The sequence below is a fragment of the Mycobacterium sp. Panama NTM2 genome, assembly GCF_054355555.1.
The window spans coordinates 4,336,903-4,354,016 of record NZ_CM135953.1; the positions used below are offsets into that span (position 1 = coordinate 4,336,903).

A 17,114-nucleotide genomic window follows, 5' to 3' on the forward strand; every position below is an offset into this window, starting at 1 on the left:
GATGTCCGCCGACAAACCCACCTTCTGGCAATACCTGACCTACTGCTACGGCCGCCGCCTACCGGCATCGATGCAACGCTGGGTCGCCGAGGACCTCGCCGGGGAAGGCGCGGTGCGCCGGCACATGATCCGCTATTCGATCCCGCCGATCTTCGTGCTCGCCCCGTTCTGGCTGATTCCGGTCAATCTCTACATGCACCTGGAGATGACGGCCCCGATCTACGTCTGGGCGGTGTTGATGGCGCTGGCGTTGAACAAGCCGTGGCGGCGGCACCGGCTGGCCGTGCACGGGCTCGACCCGAACCTGGTGGACGTCATCAAACGCAAGAAGCAGGCGCAGATGCACGAAGACTACGCCCGCCGCTTCGGCGCTCGGCCCGAATCAGCGGAATGGCAGCAGAACAGCAGCCCGTTCTAGAGCCCGCATCGGCGATCAGCCCAGGCCCGGCGTGGGCACCAGCACTTCGGTGATGTTGCCCTCCACGTCGACCTGGTTGGCCGGGTCGTTGAGGTTGATGTCCGAGTAGTCGGTGTGCCGCTTACTGGCCTGCCCATCGATCGAGCGCTCGTCGCCGGGGATGTAGTAGCAGAAGCCGTCCCACTTGCGGCAGATGTCGACCACCTTGTACGGCGTGTTCGGCGGGATGCCGAATCCCTGATTCGCGCGCCAGCGGTTCTTGCCTTCGGGGTCGGTGTAGACGAACCCGGTGCCGCGCCGCTCGGGAGCGCCGGTGGTGACGAACCGCAACTCGCTCGGCGGCGGCGCGCTGGGATCGAACGAGAACTGACGCAGCCACCGGTAGATGACGTTGGCGCCCAACGAGTGCCCGAACACGACTTTGGGGCCCGGCGTGTTCCTGATCCATCCGTCGAGCCTGGCCACACCGTCGTCCAGGCTGGCCTGGCCGATGGCAGGGCCGAGGAGACCGACGTTCATGTAGTTGAGCGGTTCGCAGACGTTCGGCGGCGCGCACAGCGAGCCGTGCAGCTGCTGCATGGTCCGCTCCGGCTTGTCCAGCGCGCCCGCCAGAACTGCCACGCGGGCCCCCGAACCCGCACCGTCGTCGACGTCGGCGTGCGCGACCGCGGGCATGACGCCACACAGCGCCATCATCACGGCCGCGAGGCTCACCAGTCGTGCTGTCATCACGTCGTCCTCAGTCCCGATAGTCCCGATCGAATCTCTGATGGGTGCATCGCAAGCCCAGACCACAAGGTTACGTCCGCGATCGACGTGCCGGCCGATGCTCGCGATTCCGACCGAGGACCTCTCACCCTTTGGCATACCCCCAGGGGTATGGTAGAAAATCCAGCGAGGGGTTAGCCGCCGCCTAGCCACGGGCGGGGCGGCTCGCTCGACCGCACGAGAAAGGAACATCCGTGAAGGTGCTCGCGAGAGGCTGGGTCTTCCTCGTCGCCGCGGTGGCCGTCACCGTGGGCACTGTCACGGTGTTCAACCTGCGCGACGCGTTCGGCTCCGAGGCGGTGTTCTCCGCGTCCGGCCGTAGCGCGGAGCCGCTCGCGCCCACATACGTCAAGCGCGTCACCTACGAGGTCTACGGCCCCAGCGGGTCGACCGGCAGCATCAACTACCTCGACGAGAACGCGAACCCACGACAGGTCGAGTTCGCTTCTCTGCCCTGGACACTGACGGTCTCGACCACCGCGCCTGCCGTGCTGGCCAGCCTCGTCGCCCAGGGCGACAGCGACAGCGTCGGCTGCCGCATCACGATCAACGGAGAGGTCGAGGACGCCCGCTCGACTACCGGCCACCACGCGCAGACCTCATGCCTGGTGAAAGCCGGATGAGCGGCGAGGGCGAGCCCAGGCCGGCACCCATGCGGTTCATCCGCCGATTCGCCGTGCCGATCGTGCTCGCCTGGCTTGCTGTGACAGTCGTCCTGAACGCGGCGATTCCACAGATCGAGGCCGTGGCACGCAACCACGCGGTGACCATGTCGCCCCAGGACGCACCCGCGATGATCGCGGCGAGGAACATCGGAGCGACGTTCCAGGAGTCCGATTCCGACAGCATCGCGATGATCGTTCTCGAAGGCGACGGCGAGCTCGGCACCGAGGCACGCCAGTACTACGAGACCTTGGTGCGCGCTCTGCGGGCCGACACCCACCACGTGCAGCACGTCCACGACGTCTGGGGAGACCCGCTGACGGCGGCCGGGGTGCAGAGCCGCGACGGCAAAGCCGCCTACGTCCAGATCAACCTGGCCGGCGACCAGGGCAGTACCGAAGGCATCGCGTCGATCGAATCGGTGCGCGACATCCTCGGCCACTCGTCACCACCCACGGGGCTGCGGGTGTATCTGACCGGCCCGGCGGCGTTGACCGCCGACATGAACGAGGCCGCCGACAGGAGCATGCTCGTCATGATGGGCGTCACCGGCGTCGTCATCATGGTCATGCTGCTGATCACCTACCGCTCCCTGTCGACCATGTTGATCGTCCTGGTCATGGTCGGACTCGAGATGGGCACTGCCAGAGGCGTCGTCGCGCTGCTGGGGAACAACGGCATGCTCGGCTTCTCGACGTTCGTCGTCGCCATGCTGTCGTCGCTCGCGATCGCAGCGGGAACGGACTACGCGATCTTCCTGATAGGCCGCTACCAAGAGGCACGCCGAGCGGGCCAGGATCGGGAAGCCGCCTACTACAGCATGTTTCGCGGTACCTACCACATCATTCTGGGTTCGGGGCTGACCATCGCCGGCGCCACGCTGTGCCTGCACTTCGCCCGGTTGTCGTACTTCGAGGCACTGGGTATCCCCTCGGCCCTCGGACTGGTCGTGGTGGTGGCGGGCGCGCTGACCGCTGCACCGGCGGTGGTCGTGATCGCCGGCCGCTTCGGCCTGCTGGACCCCAAGCGTCCGGTGAACGTGCGACGGTGGCGCCGGATCGGCACCGCGACCGTGCGGTGGCCGGGGGCTGTGTTCGCCGCGACACTGGCCGTCGCCCTGGTCGGCATCGCCTTCGTCCCCACCATGAAGGTCAACTTCAACGATCGCTACTACATCTCACCGGATCTGCCGTCCAACGTCGGATACGCCGCTGCGGAGCGCCATTTCACCGCTGCGACCATGAACCCGGACATCCTGATGGTCCAGACCGATCACGACATGCGCAACAGCGCCGACATGATCGTGCTCGACCGAATCGCCAAGGAGATCTTCCGCACCCCGGGGATCGCCATGGTGCAGAGCATCACCCGACCACTCGGCGGCCCGATCCAGCACACCTCGATCCCGTTCCAGATCAGTGCGTCGTCGATTCCGATCCAGCAGAACCTTCAATTCATGAGGGACCGGACAGCGGACATGGTCACGATGAGCGACGACATCGGCGGCATGATCGCCGCCATGCAGCGACTCAGGGCGTCACTGGCACGTATGGGCACGGTCACCCACCGCATGGTCGGCGACACCGCCGAGATCAAGACGGCGATCGACGAGGTTCGTGATCACCTCGCCGACTTCGACGATGACGTGCGCCCTCTTCGCAACTACTTCTATTGGGAACCACACTGTTTCACCATCCCCGCCTGCTCGGCGATCAGATCCGTCTTCGACGCGATGGACGGCGTGAACACGTTCAGCGACACGATGACCGGGCTGATCCAGGACATCCGGGACGCCGACGCCGTCATCCCGGAGATGCTGGCGCAGTTCCCGCCCGTGATCGCGGTCGCCCAATCCCTGCGCGGGACCTTGCTCACCATGCACAGCAGCTTTTCCGGGCTGATCACCCAGATGTCGCAGATGACCGACACCGCGAGCGCCATGGGGCAGGCCTTCGACGCCTCTCGGAGCGGCGATTACTTCTACCTACCGCCCGAGGCGTTCACCAATCCGGACTTCGAGCGCGGACTGGCGCTGTTCCTCTCACCGGACGGAAAGGCCGCGCGCTTCATCATCACCCACGAGAAGGATCCCGCCACGCCGGCGGGGATCGCCTCGGTGACACCGACACTCGAGGCGGCTCATCAGGCCGTCAAGGGCACGAACCTCACGGATGCGACGTTTTCGCTGACCGGCACCGCGGCGATCTACCGAGACATCCAATCGGGTTCGCAATACGACCTCCTGATCGTCGGCATCGCTGCGCTGACGCTCATCTTCGTCGTCATGGTGCTGATCACGAGGGCCCTAGTGGCCTCGCTCGTGATCGTCGGCACGGTGCTGCTGTCCCTGGGCGCCGCGTTCGGCCTCTCCATTCTCGTGTGGCAGTACCTCTTCGGCCTCGAATTGAACTGGATCGCACCGGTGTTCGGCTTGATCATCCTGCTGGCGGTCGGCTCCGACTACAACCTGCTGCTCGTGTCGCGGTTCCAGGAGGAGATCGGCGCCGGGTTGCGCACCGGGATCATCCGGTCGATGGGCGAGACCGGAGCTGTGGTGACCGCGGCAGGGTTGGTGTTCGCGTTCACCATGACGTCGATGGCGGCCAGCGATCTCATCTCGATCGGACAGGCGGGCACCACAATCGGTATCGGCCTGCTGTTCGACACCCTCATCGTGCGATCGCTGATGACCCCCTCGATTGCCGCACTTCTGGGGCGGTGGTTCTGGTGGCCCCTGAAAGTCCACGCGCGCCCGGTCCGCACAGTGTGACCGGTCGCGCCTGTGAAAGGAGAAACGATGATGTGTCGAGCAGTTCAGTGCCGTACGTGCGGGAAGACCACGTGGTCAGGCTGCGGGGAGCACATCGAGGCCGTCCGCCGCGGCGTCCCGCCGGGCGAGTGGTGCGGCGGTCACGACGATGCGCCCTCGGCGGGCAGAAGATGGAACCCGTTCGGCAAGAGACGAGTTCAGTGACACCCCGGTGAGCTACGTCGCCGGATAGGCGTGCACGAGAGCGGATGCCAGCTTCGGTACGGCGTGCGTGAGGGTGTGTTCGGCCTCGTGCGCGATGCGGTGCGCGTCGGCGAGACTGACGTTCGGGTCGATGTCGAGTTCGGCATCGGCGTGGAGGCGGTGCCCGATCCACCGCATCTTCACGCTGCGGACGGCGGTGACACCGGGCGCGGCCGCCAGTGCCGCCTCGGCCCTGTCGACGAGCCGCGGATCGACGCCGTCCATGAGACGACGGAAGATGTCGCGGATCGCCGTGCGCAGCACCGCGAGGATCGCGACGGTGATCACGACACCGATGACAGGGTCGGCCAGCGGAAAGCCCAACGCACTGCCGGCTGCGCCGAACAGCACCGCCAGCGAAGTGAATCCGTCAGTGCGAGCATGTAATCCGTCGGCCACAAGAGCCGCCGAGCCGATCTTCCTGCCGACGCGGATTCGGTACAGCGCGACCCACTCGTTGCCGAGAAAGCCGACCAGGCCCGCGACGGCGACCCAGCCCACATGCTCGATGGGCACCGGGTTGATCAGGCGGCGCACGGACTCGATGCCCGCGATGACTGCGGACAGCGCGATCATCGCGACGACGAACAGGCCGGCGAGATCCTCGGCCCGGCCGAAGCCATAGGTGTAGCGCCGCGTCGCCGCTCTGGTGCCCAGAGCGAAGGCGATCCACAGCGGGATCGCGGTCAGGGCGTCGGAGAAGTTGTGGATGGTGTCGGCCAGCAATGCCACCGACCCCGAGACGGCGACGATGCCGATCTGGGCGAGCGCTGTGACGCCGAGGACGAAAAGGCTGATCTTCACCGCGCGGATCCCAGCGGCGCTCGATTCGAGCGCGCTGTCGATGCTGTCCCCGGCATCGTGACTGTGCGGGGCGAAGATCTCGCGCAGCGCCGCGCCGACGGTGCCGCCGTGATGATGGTCATGCTCGTGATGGTGGTGAAGAGGGTGCGCGTCGTGACTCATGACCGCTGCTCTCCGGTCGCATCTGAGTGCAGGACAGCGAGTTCGGAGGCGTCGCGATGATGCCCGGGGACACCGGGCCCGGCGTGTTCGGCGTTGTACACCGCGTCGGTGACCAGTTGCCGCACGTGCTCGTTGTCCAGGCTGTAGTAGATCGTGGTGCCGTCGCGGCGGGTACGGACGAGCCGCGCCATCCGCAGTTTGGCCAGGTGCTGGGACACCGAGGGGGCAGGCTTTTTGATGTGGGCGGCGAGATCGTTCACCGACATCTCCCGGCTGCCCAGAGCCCACAGCACCTGAACTCGCGTGGCGTCCGCGAGCATGCGGAACACCTCGACGACGAGGTCGACCTGATCGTCGGGAAGTCGTCGCGTGCATCCCCGCGTATCTGCATGCATACGCAGATAGTAGGAACCTGCGACGCAGTCGGCAAGCAGCGTATACCCCCGCTGGTATCGTGAGAGCGAGCCCGATGACGTGCCGAACCCGAGGAGCAGAGATGTCGTACGCGCTGTCGACCACCGTCCACACGAGCTTCGCCGACGCGGTCGAGAAGACCCGGCAGGCGCTCGCCGAGCAGGGGTTCGGGGTGCTCACCGAGATCGACATGAAAGCGACGCTGAAGGCCAAACTCGGCGAGGACATAGAGGACTACCTGATCCTCGGGGCCTGCAATCCCCCGCTGGCGCACCGCGCCGTCGAGGCAGACCGTCAGATCGGATTGCTGCTGCCCTGCAACGTCGTCGTGCGCGCCGATCCGTCGCAGGAGGGCGTGGTGATCATCGATGCGATGGACCCGAAGGTGATGGTGCAGGTCTCCGACAGCGCACAACTCAGTGAGGTGGCAGACGATGCCGCAGCCAAGTTGCGTGCCGCAATCGCATCGCTGGACTCGACCGCGTAGATCTTCCGTAGGCGGTCAACGATAAGGATTATGACGACCATGCGTGACCACGTCGGTGTGTGAGCCGCGACGACCAGGACGACCTGGTCGATTGTGGTGGAGCTAAGGGGAATCGAACCCCTGACCTACTCGATGCGAACGAGTCGCGCTACCAACTGCGCCATAGCCCCTGATACCGGTAGCAGGCTACCAGTCGCCGGTCAGCGGCAGAAATCGCCTGGACTACTGTCCTGCCGCCCGAGGCAAGTCATAGTGCCGTGCGAAGGCCACGTACTCCAGATGCTCGAACTCCGGGTCCTCGTCGTCGATCTCGAGGACGGCGGCGCCGGGCCGGCGCAACCGTGACGGGACGACGTCGAACTCCTGATCGCTGGTGTTCTCGACTCCGAGCCGCGACCGCGAGATCCGCTGTGCGCGGCGGCGGCGCAACTGCTCCTCGATGCGGGTCTGACGCCGCAGATACGCCAGGTACAGCAGGGTGATCGACGCGATCGTGGCGCAGGCCCACCACATCGACGCCGACCAGGTGAGTGCCGCCACCGCGCTGGCGAGGATCAGGACCGCCATCACGGCCAGCGTGCGGGCGCGGAAGCGATACTTACGCGCGCTCACCGCCGCCGCGGTCGTTGACTCACGCCGGCGGCGACGCGAATCGGCGATGCGCAGGTCGGTGTCCGCGGGCGGCTCCAGACCTGAGGAATCCTCGACGTACTCGTATTCGTCCTCGTTACGAACCTGCTCACCACGGGGTGCGTCGTCGTCGGCGGCGGACAGCTCTTCGGCGTCCTCGAGGTCGTCGTCCGCGTCGTCGTGGACGCTCTCGCCGTCGTTGCGGAGGTCATCGAGGTCGTCCACCTCGGCGCGGGCGTCCACGCGAAGCGTCCCGGTGGTCGTCACCGTGTCCGCGGCCGGCAACGCGTCGGACTCCTCGACGACGTCGACGTCGAGGTAGTCGGGCTCGTCGCTCTCCCGTGTGTCGGCGGCCACCATCACCACGGCGTGGCCAGGCGCGTCGTCGGCCTGCACGTCGCCGTCGTCGTCGGACGGTTGCCAGTGCGGATCACTGCGATGCCCCGCAGCCGGTCCGCGCCGGCGCAGCCGCGCACCGGCACCGCTGTTGAGCACACGTGTGGCCAGAGCGACATCGCTGGTTCGGCGCACGGCGTCGCGCTTGCTGATCAGCATCGGCACCAGCACGAACAGCCAGAGCACGACGAGGGAGATCCAGAGGAGAGATTGGGGGATGCTTGGCATGGCGCCTGCTCCTTTCCCCATCAGGCTAGGTCTGTTCGACCAGCGCATCCGTGAGCGGCGCGCCGGGACAATTACACACCTGTAATTCGCTGAGTACAAGCACCAAACGTCACACGTGTCACATCAGCCACAGAGGGGCCGGCAAAGGGGCGCTCACGCCCACGACGCCCGCCCCGCCCGCACCAGTGCGGAGGTCACCGAACCGTTGACCTCCTCGAGCGTGAGCGCCACCAGCAAGTGGTCCCGCCACGCGCCGTCGACATCCAGATAGCGCCGCAGCAGGCCCTCCTCTCGGAAACCGGCCTTTGCCAGAACCGCACGGCTCGCCGAGTTCTCCGGACGCACCGTGGCCTCCACCCGGTGCAGCATCACCGGCCCGAAGCAGTGGTCCAGGCCCAATGCCAGCGCCCCGGTCGCAACTCCTCCCCCGACGAACTCGCGAGCCACCCAGTACCCGATCCACGCCGACCGCAGCGCCCCGTGCGTGACGTTTCCGATGGTCAACTGACCTGCAAATCTTCCGTCCAGTTCGATCACGTACGGCAGCATCCGCCCCTTGCGCGCCTCGGCCCGCAATCCCGAACACACCGCCGGCCACGATGAGACCGCATGGCGCAGTTGCCAATCCATGTCCGTCGACGGCTCCCACGGCTCGAGGTGCGCGCGATCGGCCAACCGGATCCTGCTCCACTGCGCCGCGTCGCGCAGACGCACGGGGCGCAGTCGAACCGTGCCCGCGGACACCCGCAGTGGGCCGACAGGTTGCGGCCAACCGGGGTGCTGCGAACGGGAGCCGAGGAGGTTCATCACGACAGGGTGGGTTCGGTCTCAGCCGCGCTGAGCCAGGAACGCGACGTCGACGATCTCGCCGGTGCGGATCTGCTCGGCGTCACTGGGCACGATCACCAGGCAGTTTGCTTCGGCGAGCGTGGCCAACAGATGTGACGACGCGCCCGGCGCCCCACCGAGCGCTTGCACCAGGTACTCGCCGGTGTCCTGATCGCGCATCAACTGCCCCCGCAGGTAACCTTTGCGGCCGACCACCGAGGTGATCGGCGACAGCGCCCGCGCCTGCACGATCCGCCGCATGGGCTGGCGCTTCCCCAGCGACAGACGCAACAGCGGCCGCACCATGACCTCGAAAACGACCAGCGCGCTGACCGGATTGGCGGGCAGCAGGAACACCGGCACGCCATCAGGGCCGAGCTGACCGAAACCCTGCACCGATCCCGGGTGCATCCCGATGCGGGTCACCTCCATGTCGCCCAACTGGGCCAGCACCGAGCGCACACCCTCGGCCGCCGCGCCACCGACCGCCCCTGCGATCACCACCGCTTCGGCTCGGCCCAGCTGCCCTTCGACGACCTCGCGCAGCTGCGCGGGATCGGTGGGCACGATGCCGACGCGGTTCACCTCGGCGCCGGCATCCCGTCCGGCAGCAGCCAACGCGTAGGAGTTGACGTCGTAGACCTGGCCGTTGCCGGGCGTGCGCGAGATGTCGACGAGCTCACCGCCCACACACATCACCGACAAACGCGGTCGCGGATGAACCAGCACGCGCTCCCGGCCCACCGCGGCCAGCAGGCCCACCTGTGCGGGACCGATGATCGCCCCCGCGCGCACGGCGACGTCGCCGGGCTGAACGTCGTCACCGGTACGGCGCACGTACGCTCCCGAGCGGACTCCGCGAAGCACGCGCACCCGCGACTCCCCGCCGTCGGTCCATCGCAACGGCAACACCGCGTCGGCCAGCGTCGGCATCGGCGCGCCGGTCTGCACGCGTGCGGCCTGGCGCGGCTGCAACCGACTCGGCGTGCGAGATCCGGCCTCGATCAGCCCCATCACCGGAAGGCTGAGGTCTCTGTTGTCGGGCTCTTCGCCGTCACCGCCGTCCGGACCTCCGCCGATACCCAGCACGTCGACACTGCGGACCGCGTACCCGTCGATCGCCGCCTGATCGAACCCCGGCAGCGGTCGCTCGGTGACCACCTCTTCGGCGCACATCAAGCCTTGGGCCTCGGCGATCGCCACCCGTACCGGCCGCGGCGCCACCGCGGCCGCGGCCACCCGAGCCTGCTGCTCCTCCACCGAACGCACAGCATGCCTTTCTTCTGTTGAGCGCCTACGCGCTCCGCAGAAGATACGCGTGATCGGTGGCGCTAGTGCTCGGCCGAATCCTGCCCGAGCCCCAGCCGCTCGACCAACCACCGCCGTAATTCGGGCCCGTAGTCGTCTCGCTCCAAGGCAAAGTCAACCGCAGCCTTCAAGTAGCCCCCGGGATTTCCCAGATCGTGTCGAGATCCGCGGTGGACCACGACGTGCACCGGATGTCCCTCGTCGATCAGCAGCGCGATGGCGTCGGTGAGCTGGAGCTCGCCGCCCGCACCGCGCGGAATCCGCTTGAGCGCGTCGAAAATGGCCCGGTCCAACACGTAGCGCCCGGCCGCCGCATACGGCGACGGCGCCTCCTCGGCCTTGGGTTTCTCCACCATGCCCTTGACCCGCAGCACGTTCGGATTGGCGGCGTCGGGCACGGTCTCGACGTCGAACACGCCATAGGCACTGATGTCCTCGCGGTCGACCTCGATGGCACACAGCACCGAACCACCACGCTTGGCGCGCACCTTCGACATCGTCTCCAGCACGCCCGTGGGCAGCACCAGATCATCCGGCAGCAGCACGGCGATCGCGTCCTCATCGGGCGAGAGGCTGTCTTCCACACACCCGATCGCGTGCCCGAGCCCCTTCGGCTCCGCCTGCACCACCGCCTCGACCTTGATCAGCGCAGGCGCGCGCCGCACCTTCTCCAACATGCTCTTCTTGCCGCGCGCCTCGAGCGTCCCCTCGAGCACCAGGTCCTCGACGAAGTGCGCGACCACGCCGTCCTTGCCCTCCGAGGTGATGATGATGAGCCGTTCGGCGCCGGCCTCGGCGGCCTCGGCGGCCACCAACTCGATGCCGGGCGTGTCGACGACGGGCAGCAACTCTTTGGGAACCGTCTTCGTCGCGGGCAGGAAACGGGTTCCCAGCCCCGCGGCGGGGACGACCGCGGTGTGCGGTATGGGAACTTCAGGCCGATTCATCGTTCACACACTAACCTCTCGGGGTCGGTTGTTCTCTCCTTACCCGGCACGCGGAAGGCTACTCAGTGCGCGAGACGAAATCACAGGTACGCGCCGCAATCCTGGCCGCGCGTGCGGCGTCGACGCCCCAGCAACGGACCGCCGAGGCCGCCGCACTGACCGCTCACGTGCTCGGGTGGGTAGCCCCCGGCTCCACGCTCTGCGCCTATGTACCGGTCGGATCGGAACCCGGGTCCACGGATCTGCTGGACGAACTGACCGACCGCGGGGTGCGGGTGCTGCTGCCCGTGGCGCGCGAGGACCACGATGGCGTTCCCGACGCTCTGCGGTGGGGCGTCTACCGCGCGGGCGGGCTGATCCGAGCGCCGTTCGGACTTCGGGAACCGCGCCCCCCACATCTGCCGCCGGAGGTCGTGGCCGAAGCGAGCACGGTGCTGGTGCCGGCGCTGGCCGTGGACCGTCACGGAACGCGGCTGGGCCGCGGCGCCGGCTTCTACGATCGGACGCTGCAGCACGCTGCCGCCACGGCGGCGCTGATAGCGGTCGTCCGGGACGACGAATTGGTCGACGCGCTACCGCAGGAGCCGCACGACGTCCGGATGACTCATGCGGTGACGCCCGGGCGCGGGATCGTCGCGCTGGAGCGGGAATGACAGCCACCCGCTGGCGGTTCTAGCACTTGAGTCGGTAGAGTGCTAACAAGCGTGACGACCTCGGAGGAAGCTGTGCCCACCTATTCTTATGCGTGCACCGAGTGCGACAACAAGTTCGACGTGGTGCAGGCCTTCACCGACGATTCGCTGACCGAGTGCCCGCAGTGCAGCGGTCGGCTGCGCAAAGTGTTCGGCAAGGTCGGCGTGGTGTTCAAGGGCAGTGGTTTCTACCGCACCGACAGTCGTGAATCCGGTAAGAGCTCGACGGGTGCCGGCGCCAAGAGCGCCGGCTCGGAGTCGAGTTCATCGAGCTCGTCGGACAGCTCGAGTTCCGCGGCGAGCACCTCATCCAGTTCATCGTCGGAGTCATCGTCCGGTTCCTCGTCGAGTTCCTCGTCGGCGCCGGCCGCTGCCGCCTCCAGCTAGGGCTGTTATCCACAGGCACCGAATAGCGGGCTGACGCTGCGAGGTCGGCGCCCTAGCGTGGTCGCATGTCCGGCTCGCTCGACCCCACTGCACTGCACCGGTTCACCCGAGCGCTACGTCCCGACTGGGTACGGACGGTGCTCGCTCGCCGAATTCTCGCTGCGGCCCTCGTCATGCTCGCCGCGGCCGCCGCGTGGCGTGACGATCCTCGCGACGACTCCATCGACGTCGTCGTCGCCGCCCGCGATCTCACCCCAGGCTCTGCATTGACCGCGCAGGACGTGCGGCTCGAACGACGGCCCAGTGCAACGGTTCCCGACGGTGTGCGGACGCGCATCGACGACGTCGCGGGGAGCACGTTGGCCGGCCCGGCCCGCCGCGGTGAGGCGTTGACCGACGTACGCCTGCTCGGGCCGCGCCTCGCCGAATCGGCCGCCGGCCCCGACGCCCGCCTCGTCGCCGTGCCTCTCGCGGATGCCGCCCTCCTCGACCTGATCCGTGCCGGCGATGTCGTCGACGTGGTGGCCGCTCCTGCGTCCGCCGACACCGGCGCCGAAGCACGCGTCATCGCCACTGACGCGGTCGTCGTGTTGGTGTCGACCAAGAACGGCGGGATCACCGCTCAGAGTGCCAACCGTGTTGTCCTGATAGCACTTCCGTCCCTGTCGGCGAAGTCGGTCGCGGGTGCGGCGCTGATGCAGGCCGTCACCCTGACCCTGCACTGATTCACTTGACCGTGAGGTAGATGACGCTGCCGATGCGAGTCAGGTGCTGATCGTCGAAGTTGGCGTCCCACACGCGCTTCCAGATGTCAGGGCCGGTGGTCATGTTCACGACCGTCGCCTCGTCGAGCGGCACCCTCGACTGACGGGTGACCACGACCCGGTTGCCCGCGGCTTCCAACTCACTGATCGTGTCTTCGGCGCTGGCCGCAGTGGGTGCGGCGAGTGCCGGTGCGGCCAGCCCCAACGCCATGGCAGTGAGAGCGGTAGCTGTTGCGGTGGCGATGCCGGTTTTGCTCATGCCTGTTAAACCCGCAGCTCAGGCGGATCATTTCCGGTGGCAGAAAGTGTTCGATCGATGGCAGGAACGGTTAACGTGGAGCCCTGTCAGTCCACAACTGCGATCGGAGGACCAGCATGATCAAGGGATTCAAGGAATTTCTCGCCCGCGGTAACGTCATCGATCTCTCCGTGGCGGTGGTCATCGGTACTGCGTTCACGGCGTTGGTGAAAGCCTTCACCGACAGCGTCATTCAGCCGCTCATCGACCGGATCGGCGCCGGACCCGACAAAGAGTACGGAATCCTGAGGGTGCCCCTGGGCGCCGACAAGTTCGTCGACTTCAACGCGGTGCTGTCTGCAGCCATCAACTTCATCCTCGTCGCCGCAGTCGTGTACTTCGTGATCGTGCTGCCGTACAAGAAGCTCCGCGAGCGAGGCGAGGTCGAGCAGGCACAGGACACGGAGCTGAGCCTGCTCACCGAAATCCGTAACCTGATGCAGGAGAACACCGGTTCGGCAGGGAAGCACGTCAGCGAGCCAGGCGCCGGACCGAGCCCGGACACCGCGAAACACACCAGCGCAGACCGCGACTGACCGCTGCCACGACGAAGGGCCCCCGGCTTCCGCCAGGGGCCCTTCGGGTGGAACTTCTCAGGGGTTGTTGATGTCGAACGGGATCGCCATCCAGTTCGCGCACCACGGCCCGTCGTACACGCACGCGCTGATGTCACCGGCAGCACCGGAGAACACCCACGCCCGAGTGCCGGGAACGCCCCGGGTCGACGTCCGAACCTCGCCGCCCTGCGAGGCGAGCGCCTCGCCGAAGCCGGAGGTCCGCACCTCACCCTGTGCGTAGACGCCGGACGAGCCATTCGACACGTCGGGCGAGCGCACCGCGCCGTCGGCCTCGCGGCCGTTGCCCGGCGTCGAGGGGTCGGCGCTCATGTCGTCGGCGCTGGCGGTGCCCACGCCGATCGTCATGAGCGCGGCGGCGGCGGCGAGACCGCTCAGCCCCATTGCGATCGGCTTCGCCAATCGCGCGGAAACGGAAGTACCGTACTCGGCCACCGGCCGTCCCTTCTCTCTGAACTGGTTGAAGCTAGGTCCGCTCAGATTACCAGTGTTGACCTCATCGTGCGCAGGTAGCGCAATGTCGAAAATCATCATCGTCACCGTGAGTTTTCCCGTGCCGGAGTGGGTAATCCGACTAGTTCATGTTCCAGGGTTCGCCGTAGGTGGTGACGCTGTCCCCGTCCTTGGAGATCAGCCGCGCGTACGGCCGCAAGAGCACACCACCGGCAGCACCGGTGACCGTGCCGTGCGCGTTCGACACCGCGACCGCACCGTGGTCACCGGAGACGTCCACCGAGAACGTCGCGACCTCCTGGATACCCGGACCATTGCCCAGATCCGCCGAGATCGAGACCCCGGGCAGCAGCGGCGGCGTCGAGATCGGCGGGAACAGGTCGATCCCGCCTCCACCGTTGATGCCGACGACGTCTTGTGCGTCCAGTGCGATGTTGGGCGTGGTGTAGCTGAAGTTGATGCCCACACCCAGCGACCACGGGAAACCGATCTGGTATCCCAACTCCAGCGTGCCGGCGAAGTCGCTCGCGCCGTCGCCCACGACGGAGTACACCGCCTTGCCCGAGTGGAACCACTCCCGGGTCAACCGGTTGCGGTCAAGAGGGAACACCCCATTGAGGAACGTGTCCCACTGCTGGATGGTCAAGGTGCGGCCCTTGCCGTCCACCAGACTGAGTTCGTTGTCCAGCCCTGCGTGTGACGTGCCGGTGCTGACGAGCAACGCCGCGAGGCTCATGCTCAGTGCTACCAACACCCGAGTGATCAGCTTCATGCTCTCCTCAGCCCGTTGACGGTGAATTATTGGAAATTTCTCATCTTTGAGGACACGAAAATAACCAGCGGCGCGTCGAACGGCTTGCCAGCCAAGCTGTTTGGTAACCAACTGCCAGGCTGGTCACAGGAAACGGCCCCTGACCGTGGTCAGGGGCCGTTCATGACGGTGAGCTGATGACTCAGTTCATGTTCAGTTCATGTTCCAGGGTTCGCCGTAGGTGGTGACGCTGTCGCCGTCCTTGGAGATCAGCCGCGCATACGGCCGCAGCAGCACACCGCCGGCAGCACCGGTGACCGTGCCGTGCGCGTTCGACACCGCGACCGCACCGTGGTCACCGGAGACGTCCACCGAGAACGTCGCGACCTCCTGGATACCCGGACCATTGCCCAGATCCGCCGAGATCGAGACCCCGGGCAGCAGCGGCGGCGTCGAGATCGGCGGGAACAGATCGATCGGACCGTTCGCGGTGCCGATCACATCCTGTGCGTCCAGGGCGATGTTCGGGGTCGTGTAGCTGAAGTTGATGCCCACACCCAGCGACCACGGGAAACCAATCTGGTACCCCAGCTCCAGCGTGCCGGCGAAGTCCTTCGCGCCGTCACCGACCACCGAATACACGGCCTTGCCCGAGTGGAACCACTCGCGGGTCAACCGGTTTCGGTCAAGCGGGAACACCCCATTGAGGAAGGTGTCCCACTGTTGGATGGTCAAGGTACGGCCTTTGCCGTCGACGAGGCTCAGTTGGTTGTCCAGCCCGGCGTGCGACGTGCCGGTGCTGACGAGCAACGCCGCGACGCTCATGCTCAGTGCTACCAACACCCGAATGATCAGCTTCATGCTCTCCTCAGCCCGTTGACGGTGAACTCATGGGGGAACTTCTCATCGTCGAGGAGATGAAGTTATCCAGGTGCGCGGTGAATCGCTTGCTCGCCAAGCTGTTTGATAACCACTTCCCAACCTGGTCACAGGAGGGTTCCGCATCATGAGGATGTGCAGGTCGTGCAGGAGTGCCGGACACGAGAGAAGCGGCCCCTGACCGGAGTCAGAGGCCGCTTCCGCAGTCGAACGATGGTGCGTTAGTTCATGTTCCAGGGTTCGCCGTAGGTGGTGACGCTGTCACCGGCCGACGAGATCAGACGTGCGTAGGGGCGCAGGAGCACACCGCCCGCAGCACCGGTCACCGTGCCGTGCGCGTTCGACACCGCGACCGCACCGTTGGCACCGGAGACGTCCACGGTGAAGGTGGCGACCTCCTGGATGCCCGGGCCGTTGCCCAGATCCGCCGAGATCGACACGCCCGGGAACAGCGGCGGCGTCGAGATCGCCGGGAACAGGTCGATGCCCACGTCGCCGACGCCGATCACGTCCTGACCGTCGAGCGCGATGTTGGGGGTGGTGTAGCTGAAGTTGATGCCCACGCCCAGCGACCACGGGAAGCCGATCTGGTAACCCAGCTCCAGCGTGCCCTCGAAATCATCGGCACCTTCGCCGGCCACGCTGTACACAGCCTTGCCCGAGTGGAACCACTCACGGGTCAGGCGGTTGCGGTCAAGCGGGAACACACCGTTGAGGAACGTGTCCCACTGCTGGATCGTCAGAGTCCGACCCTGGCCGTCGACCAGGCTCAGCTCATTGTCCAGCCCTGCGTGAGAGGTGCCAGTGCTCACGAACAACGCCGCGACGGCCGCGACCATCGCGATCAGCACCCGAGAGATTGCCTTCATGTTCTCCCTTGCTCAGTAGAACGGGTCCCCATGTCGGGGCACCGGTTGCTCGTGCCTGGCCGTACCGCTACACCACACACCTCGCAAGAACTTCATGTGAGTGGAATTAAAAAGCCCACATTTTGTTCTTACGAATCACTCATCGTTTTGACGAGAGGAACATAACGAGGAGGCATCCGACCGGCAACGCGTACGTCTGTGTGGTGTCGTGAGATGCACGACGCGGCCATCGTTTGCTGACGACTCCCCGAGAGCCGACTACCCCCTCCTCGCAACGGCGGGGGTGTGTCGAAGAACTCCGTCGCTGATCTTGACCCCGCACCAACGTCTTCGTAACTCGCGGCGCGTGCGTTACACCAGCTTCCTGTACTGCGGCTGTG

The 17,114-nt window shown here is 66.4% G+C and carries 20 protein-coding genes and 1 tRNA gene; 8 read left to right on the plus strand and 13 right to left on the minus strand.

The genetic code is table 11. The features are described from left to right. The first annotated feature begins 1 nt into the window (after window position 1). Window positions 2–418: a DUF5313 domain-containing protein gene (locus ACXYX3_RS20725; protein ID WP_241203221.1), complete on the plus strand. Its 417-nt coding sequence runs from the start codon at window positions 2–4 to the stop codon at window positions 416–418. Between the two features lie 15 nt (window positions 419–433). On the opposite strand, the gene ACXYX3_RS20730 is transcribed toward ACXYX3_RS20725, so the two are convergent. Then, window positions 434–1,147, minus strand: a complete 714-nt coding sequence (locus ACXYX3_RS20730) for a PE-PPE domain-containing protein (protein WP_241203222.1) — start codon at window positions 1,145–1,147, stop codon at window positions 434–436. 233 nt (window positions 1,148–1,380) lie between these two features. On the opposite strand from ACXYX3_RS20730, the gene ACXYX3_RS20735 reads away from it, so the two are divergent. Together ACXYX3_RS20735 and ACXYX3_RS20740 are read left to right on the plus strand one after the other, a co-directional pair. Then, on the plus strand, window positions 1,381–1,809 hold the full coding sequence (locus ACXYX3_RS20735) for an MmpS family transport accessory protein (protein WP_458608840.1): 429 nt from the start codon (window positions 1,381–1,383) through the stop codon (window positions 1,807–1,809). Between the two features lie 29 nt (window positions 1,810–1,838). Continuing rightward, entirely contained in the window at window positions 1,839–4,619 is a 2,781-nt protein-coding gene (locus ACXYX3_RS20740) for an MMPL/RND family transporter (RefSeq protein ID WP_458612163.1), read from the plus strand. A 216-nt stretch (window positions 4,620–4,835) separates the two neighbouring features. On the opposite strand, the gene ACXYX3_RS20745 is transcribed toward ACXYX3_RS20740, so the two are convergent. Together ACXYX3_RS20745 and ACXYX3_RS20750 are read right to left on the minus strand one after the other, a co-directional pair. Further along, window positions 4,836–5,828, minus strand: a complete 993-nt coding sequence (locus ACXYX3_RS20745; RefSeq protein WP_458608841.1) for a cation diffusion facilitator family transporter — start codon at window positions 5,826–5,828, stop codon at window positions 4,836–4,838. Beyond that, a complete protein-coding gene (locus tag ACXYX3_RS20750; protein ID WP_458608842.1) occupies window positions 5,825–6,223 on the minus strand; it encodes an ArsR/SmtB family transcription factor in 399 nt (132 codons plus the stop codon). Before ACXYX3_RS20750 ends, ACXYX3_RS20745 begins: the two co-directional genes overlap by 4 nt. Before the next feature lie 101 nt (window positions 6,224–6,324). Between ACXYX3_RS20750 and ACXYX3_RS20755 the strand changes: the two genes are divergently transcribed. Next, on the plus strand, window positions 6,325–6,729 hold the full coding sequence (locus tag ACXYX3_RS20755) for a DUF302 domain-containing protein (protein WP_458608843.1): 405 nt from the start codon (window positions 6,325–6,327) through the stop codon (window positions 6,727–6,729). A 94-nt stretch (window positions 6,730–6,823) separates the two neighbouring features. Here the strand turns inward: ACXYX3_RS20755 and ACXYX3_RS20760 are convergent. The 5 genes from ACXYX3_RS20760 to ACXYX3_RS20780 form a co-directional block, all read right to left on the minus strand. Next, window positions 6,824–6,899, minus strand: a tRNA-Ala gene (locus ACXYX3_RS20760). Window positions 6,900–6,951: 52 nt separating this feature from the next. Next, on the minus strand, window positions 6,952–7,983 hold the full coding sequence (gene sepX, locus ACXYX3_RS20765; RefSeq protein ID WP_241203228.1) for a divisome protein SepX/GlpR: 1,032 nt from the start codon (window positions 7,981–7,983) through the stop codon (window positions 6,952–6,954). A 153-nt stretch (window positions 7,984–8,136) separates the two neighbouring features. Further along, window positions 8,137–8,790 carry a GNAT family N-acetyltransferase gene (locus ACXYX3_RS20770; protein WP_458608844.1) on the minus strand — a complete coding sequence of 218 codons (654 nt, stop codon included), beginning with the start codon at window positions 8,788–8,790 and terminating at the stop codon, window positions 8,137–8,139. 21 nt (window positions 8,791–8,811) lie between these two features. After that, on the minus strand, window positions 8,812–10,080 hold the full coding sequence (gene glp / locus ACXYX3_RS20775; RefSeq protein ID WP_458608846.1) for a molybdotransferase-like divisome protein Glp: 1,269 nt from the start codon (window positions 10,078–10,080) through the stop codon (window positions 8,812–8,814). 62 nt (window positions 10,081–10,142) lie between these two features. Beyond that, on the minus strand, window positions 10,143–11,066 hold the full coding sequence (locus ACXYX3_RS20780; protein ID WP_458608847.1) for a UTP--glucose-1-phosphate uridylyltransferase: 924 nt from the start codon (window positions 11,064–11,066) through the stop codon (window positions 10,143–10,145). A gap of 65 nt (window positions 11,067–11,131) precedes the next feature. Here ACXYX3_RS20780 and ACXYX3_RS20785 point away from each other — a divergent pair, with 65 nt between their 5' ends. The 3 genes from ACXYX3_RS20785 to ACXYX3_RS20795 all read left to right on the plus strand — a co-directional run bounded on the left by ACXYX3_RS20785 (window position 11,132) and on the right by ACXYX3_RS20795 (window position 12,870). Next, window positions 11,132–11,719 carry a 5-formyltetrahydrofolate cyclo-ligase gene (locus ACXYX3_RS20785; RefSeq protein ID WP_458608848.1) on the plus strand — a complete coding sequence of 196 codons (588 nt, stop codon included), beginning with the start codon at window positions 11,132–11,134 and terminating at the stop codon, window positions 11,717–11,719. A gap of 72 nt (window positions 11,720–11,791) precedes the next feature. After that, entirely contained in the window at window positions 11,792–12,145 is a 354-nt protein-coding gene (locus tag ACXYX3_RS20790; protein ID WP_458612164.1) for an FmdB family zinc ribbon protein, read from the plus strand. A 65-nt stretch (window positions 12,146–12,210) separates the two neighbouring features. Continuing rightward, window positions 12,211–12,870, plus strand: a complete 660-nt coding sequence (locus ACXYX3_RS20795; protein WP_458608849.1) for an SAF domain-containing protein — start codon at window positions 12,211–12,213, stop codon at window positions 12,868–12,870. A 1-nt stretch (window position 12,871) separates the two neighbouring features. On the opposite strand, the gene ACXYX3_RS20800 is transcribed toward ACXYX3_RS20795, so the two are convergent. Further along, window positions 12,872–13,168 carry a hypothetical protein gene (locus ACXYX3_RS20800; protein WP_241203234.1) on the minus strand — a complete coding sequence of 99 codons (297 nt, stop codon included), beginning with the start codon at window positions 13,166–13,168 and terminating at the stop codon, window positions 12,872–12,874. Between the two features lie 116 nt (window positions 13,169–13,284). Here ACXYX3_RS20800 and mscL point away from each other — a divergent pair, with 116 nt between their 5' ends. Then, entirely contained in the window at window positions 13,285–13,743 is a 459-nt protein-coding gene (mscL, locus tag ACXYX3_RS20805; protein WP_241203235.1) for a large-conductance mechanosensitive channel protein MscL, read from the plus strand. Between the two features lie 57 nt (window positions 13,744–13,800). Here mscL and ACXYX3_RS20810 read toward each other — a convergent pair whose 3' ends face one another. From ACXYX3_RS20810 to ACXYX3_RS20825, 4 genes are all read right to left on the minus strand, one after another. Next, on the minus strand, window positions 13,801–14,316 hold the full coding sequence (locus ACXYX3_RS20810) for a hypothetical protein (RefSeq protein ID WP_241203236.1): 516 nt from the start codon (window positions 14,314–14,316) through the stop codon (window positions 13,801–13,803). A 40-nt stretch (window positions 14,317–14,356) separates the two neighbouring features. After that, window positions 14,357–15,007, minus strand: a complete 651-nt coding sequence (locus ACXYX3_RS20815; protein ID WP_241203237.1) for an MspA family porin — start codon at window positions 15,005–15,007, stop codon at window positions 14,357–14,359. 192 nt (window positions 15,008–15,199) lie between these two features. Next, entirely contained in the window at window positions 15,200–15,847 is a 648-nt protein-coding gene (locus tag ACXYX3_RS20820) for an MspA family porin (protein WP_221356194.1), read from the minus strand. A gap of 239 nt (window positions 15,848–16,086) precedes the next feature. Continuing rightward, a complete protein-coding gene (locus ACXYX3_RS20825) occupies window positions 16,087–16,734 on the minus strand; it encodes an MspA family porin (RefSeq protein ID WP_458608850.1) in 648 nt (215 codons plus the stop codon). Between the last annotated feature and the right edge of the window lie 380 nt (window positions 16,735–17,114).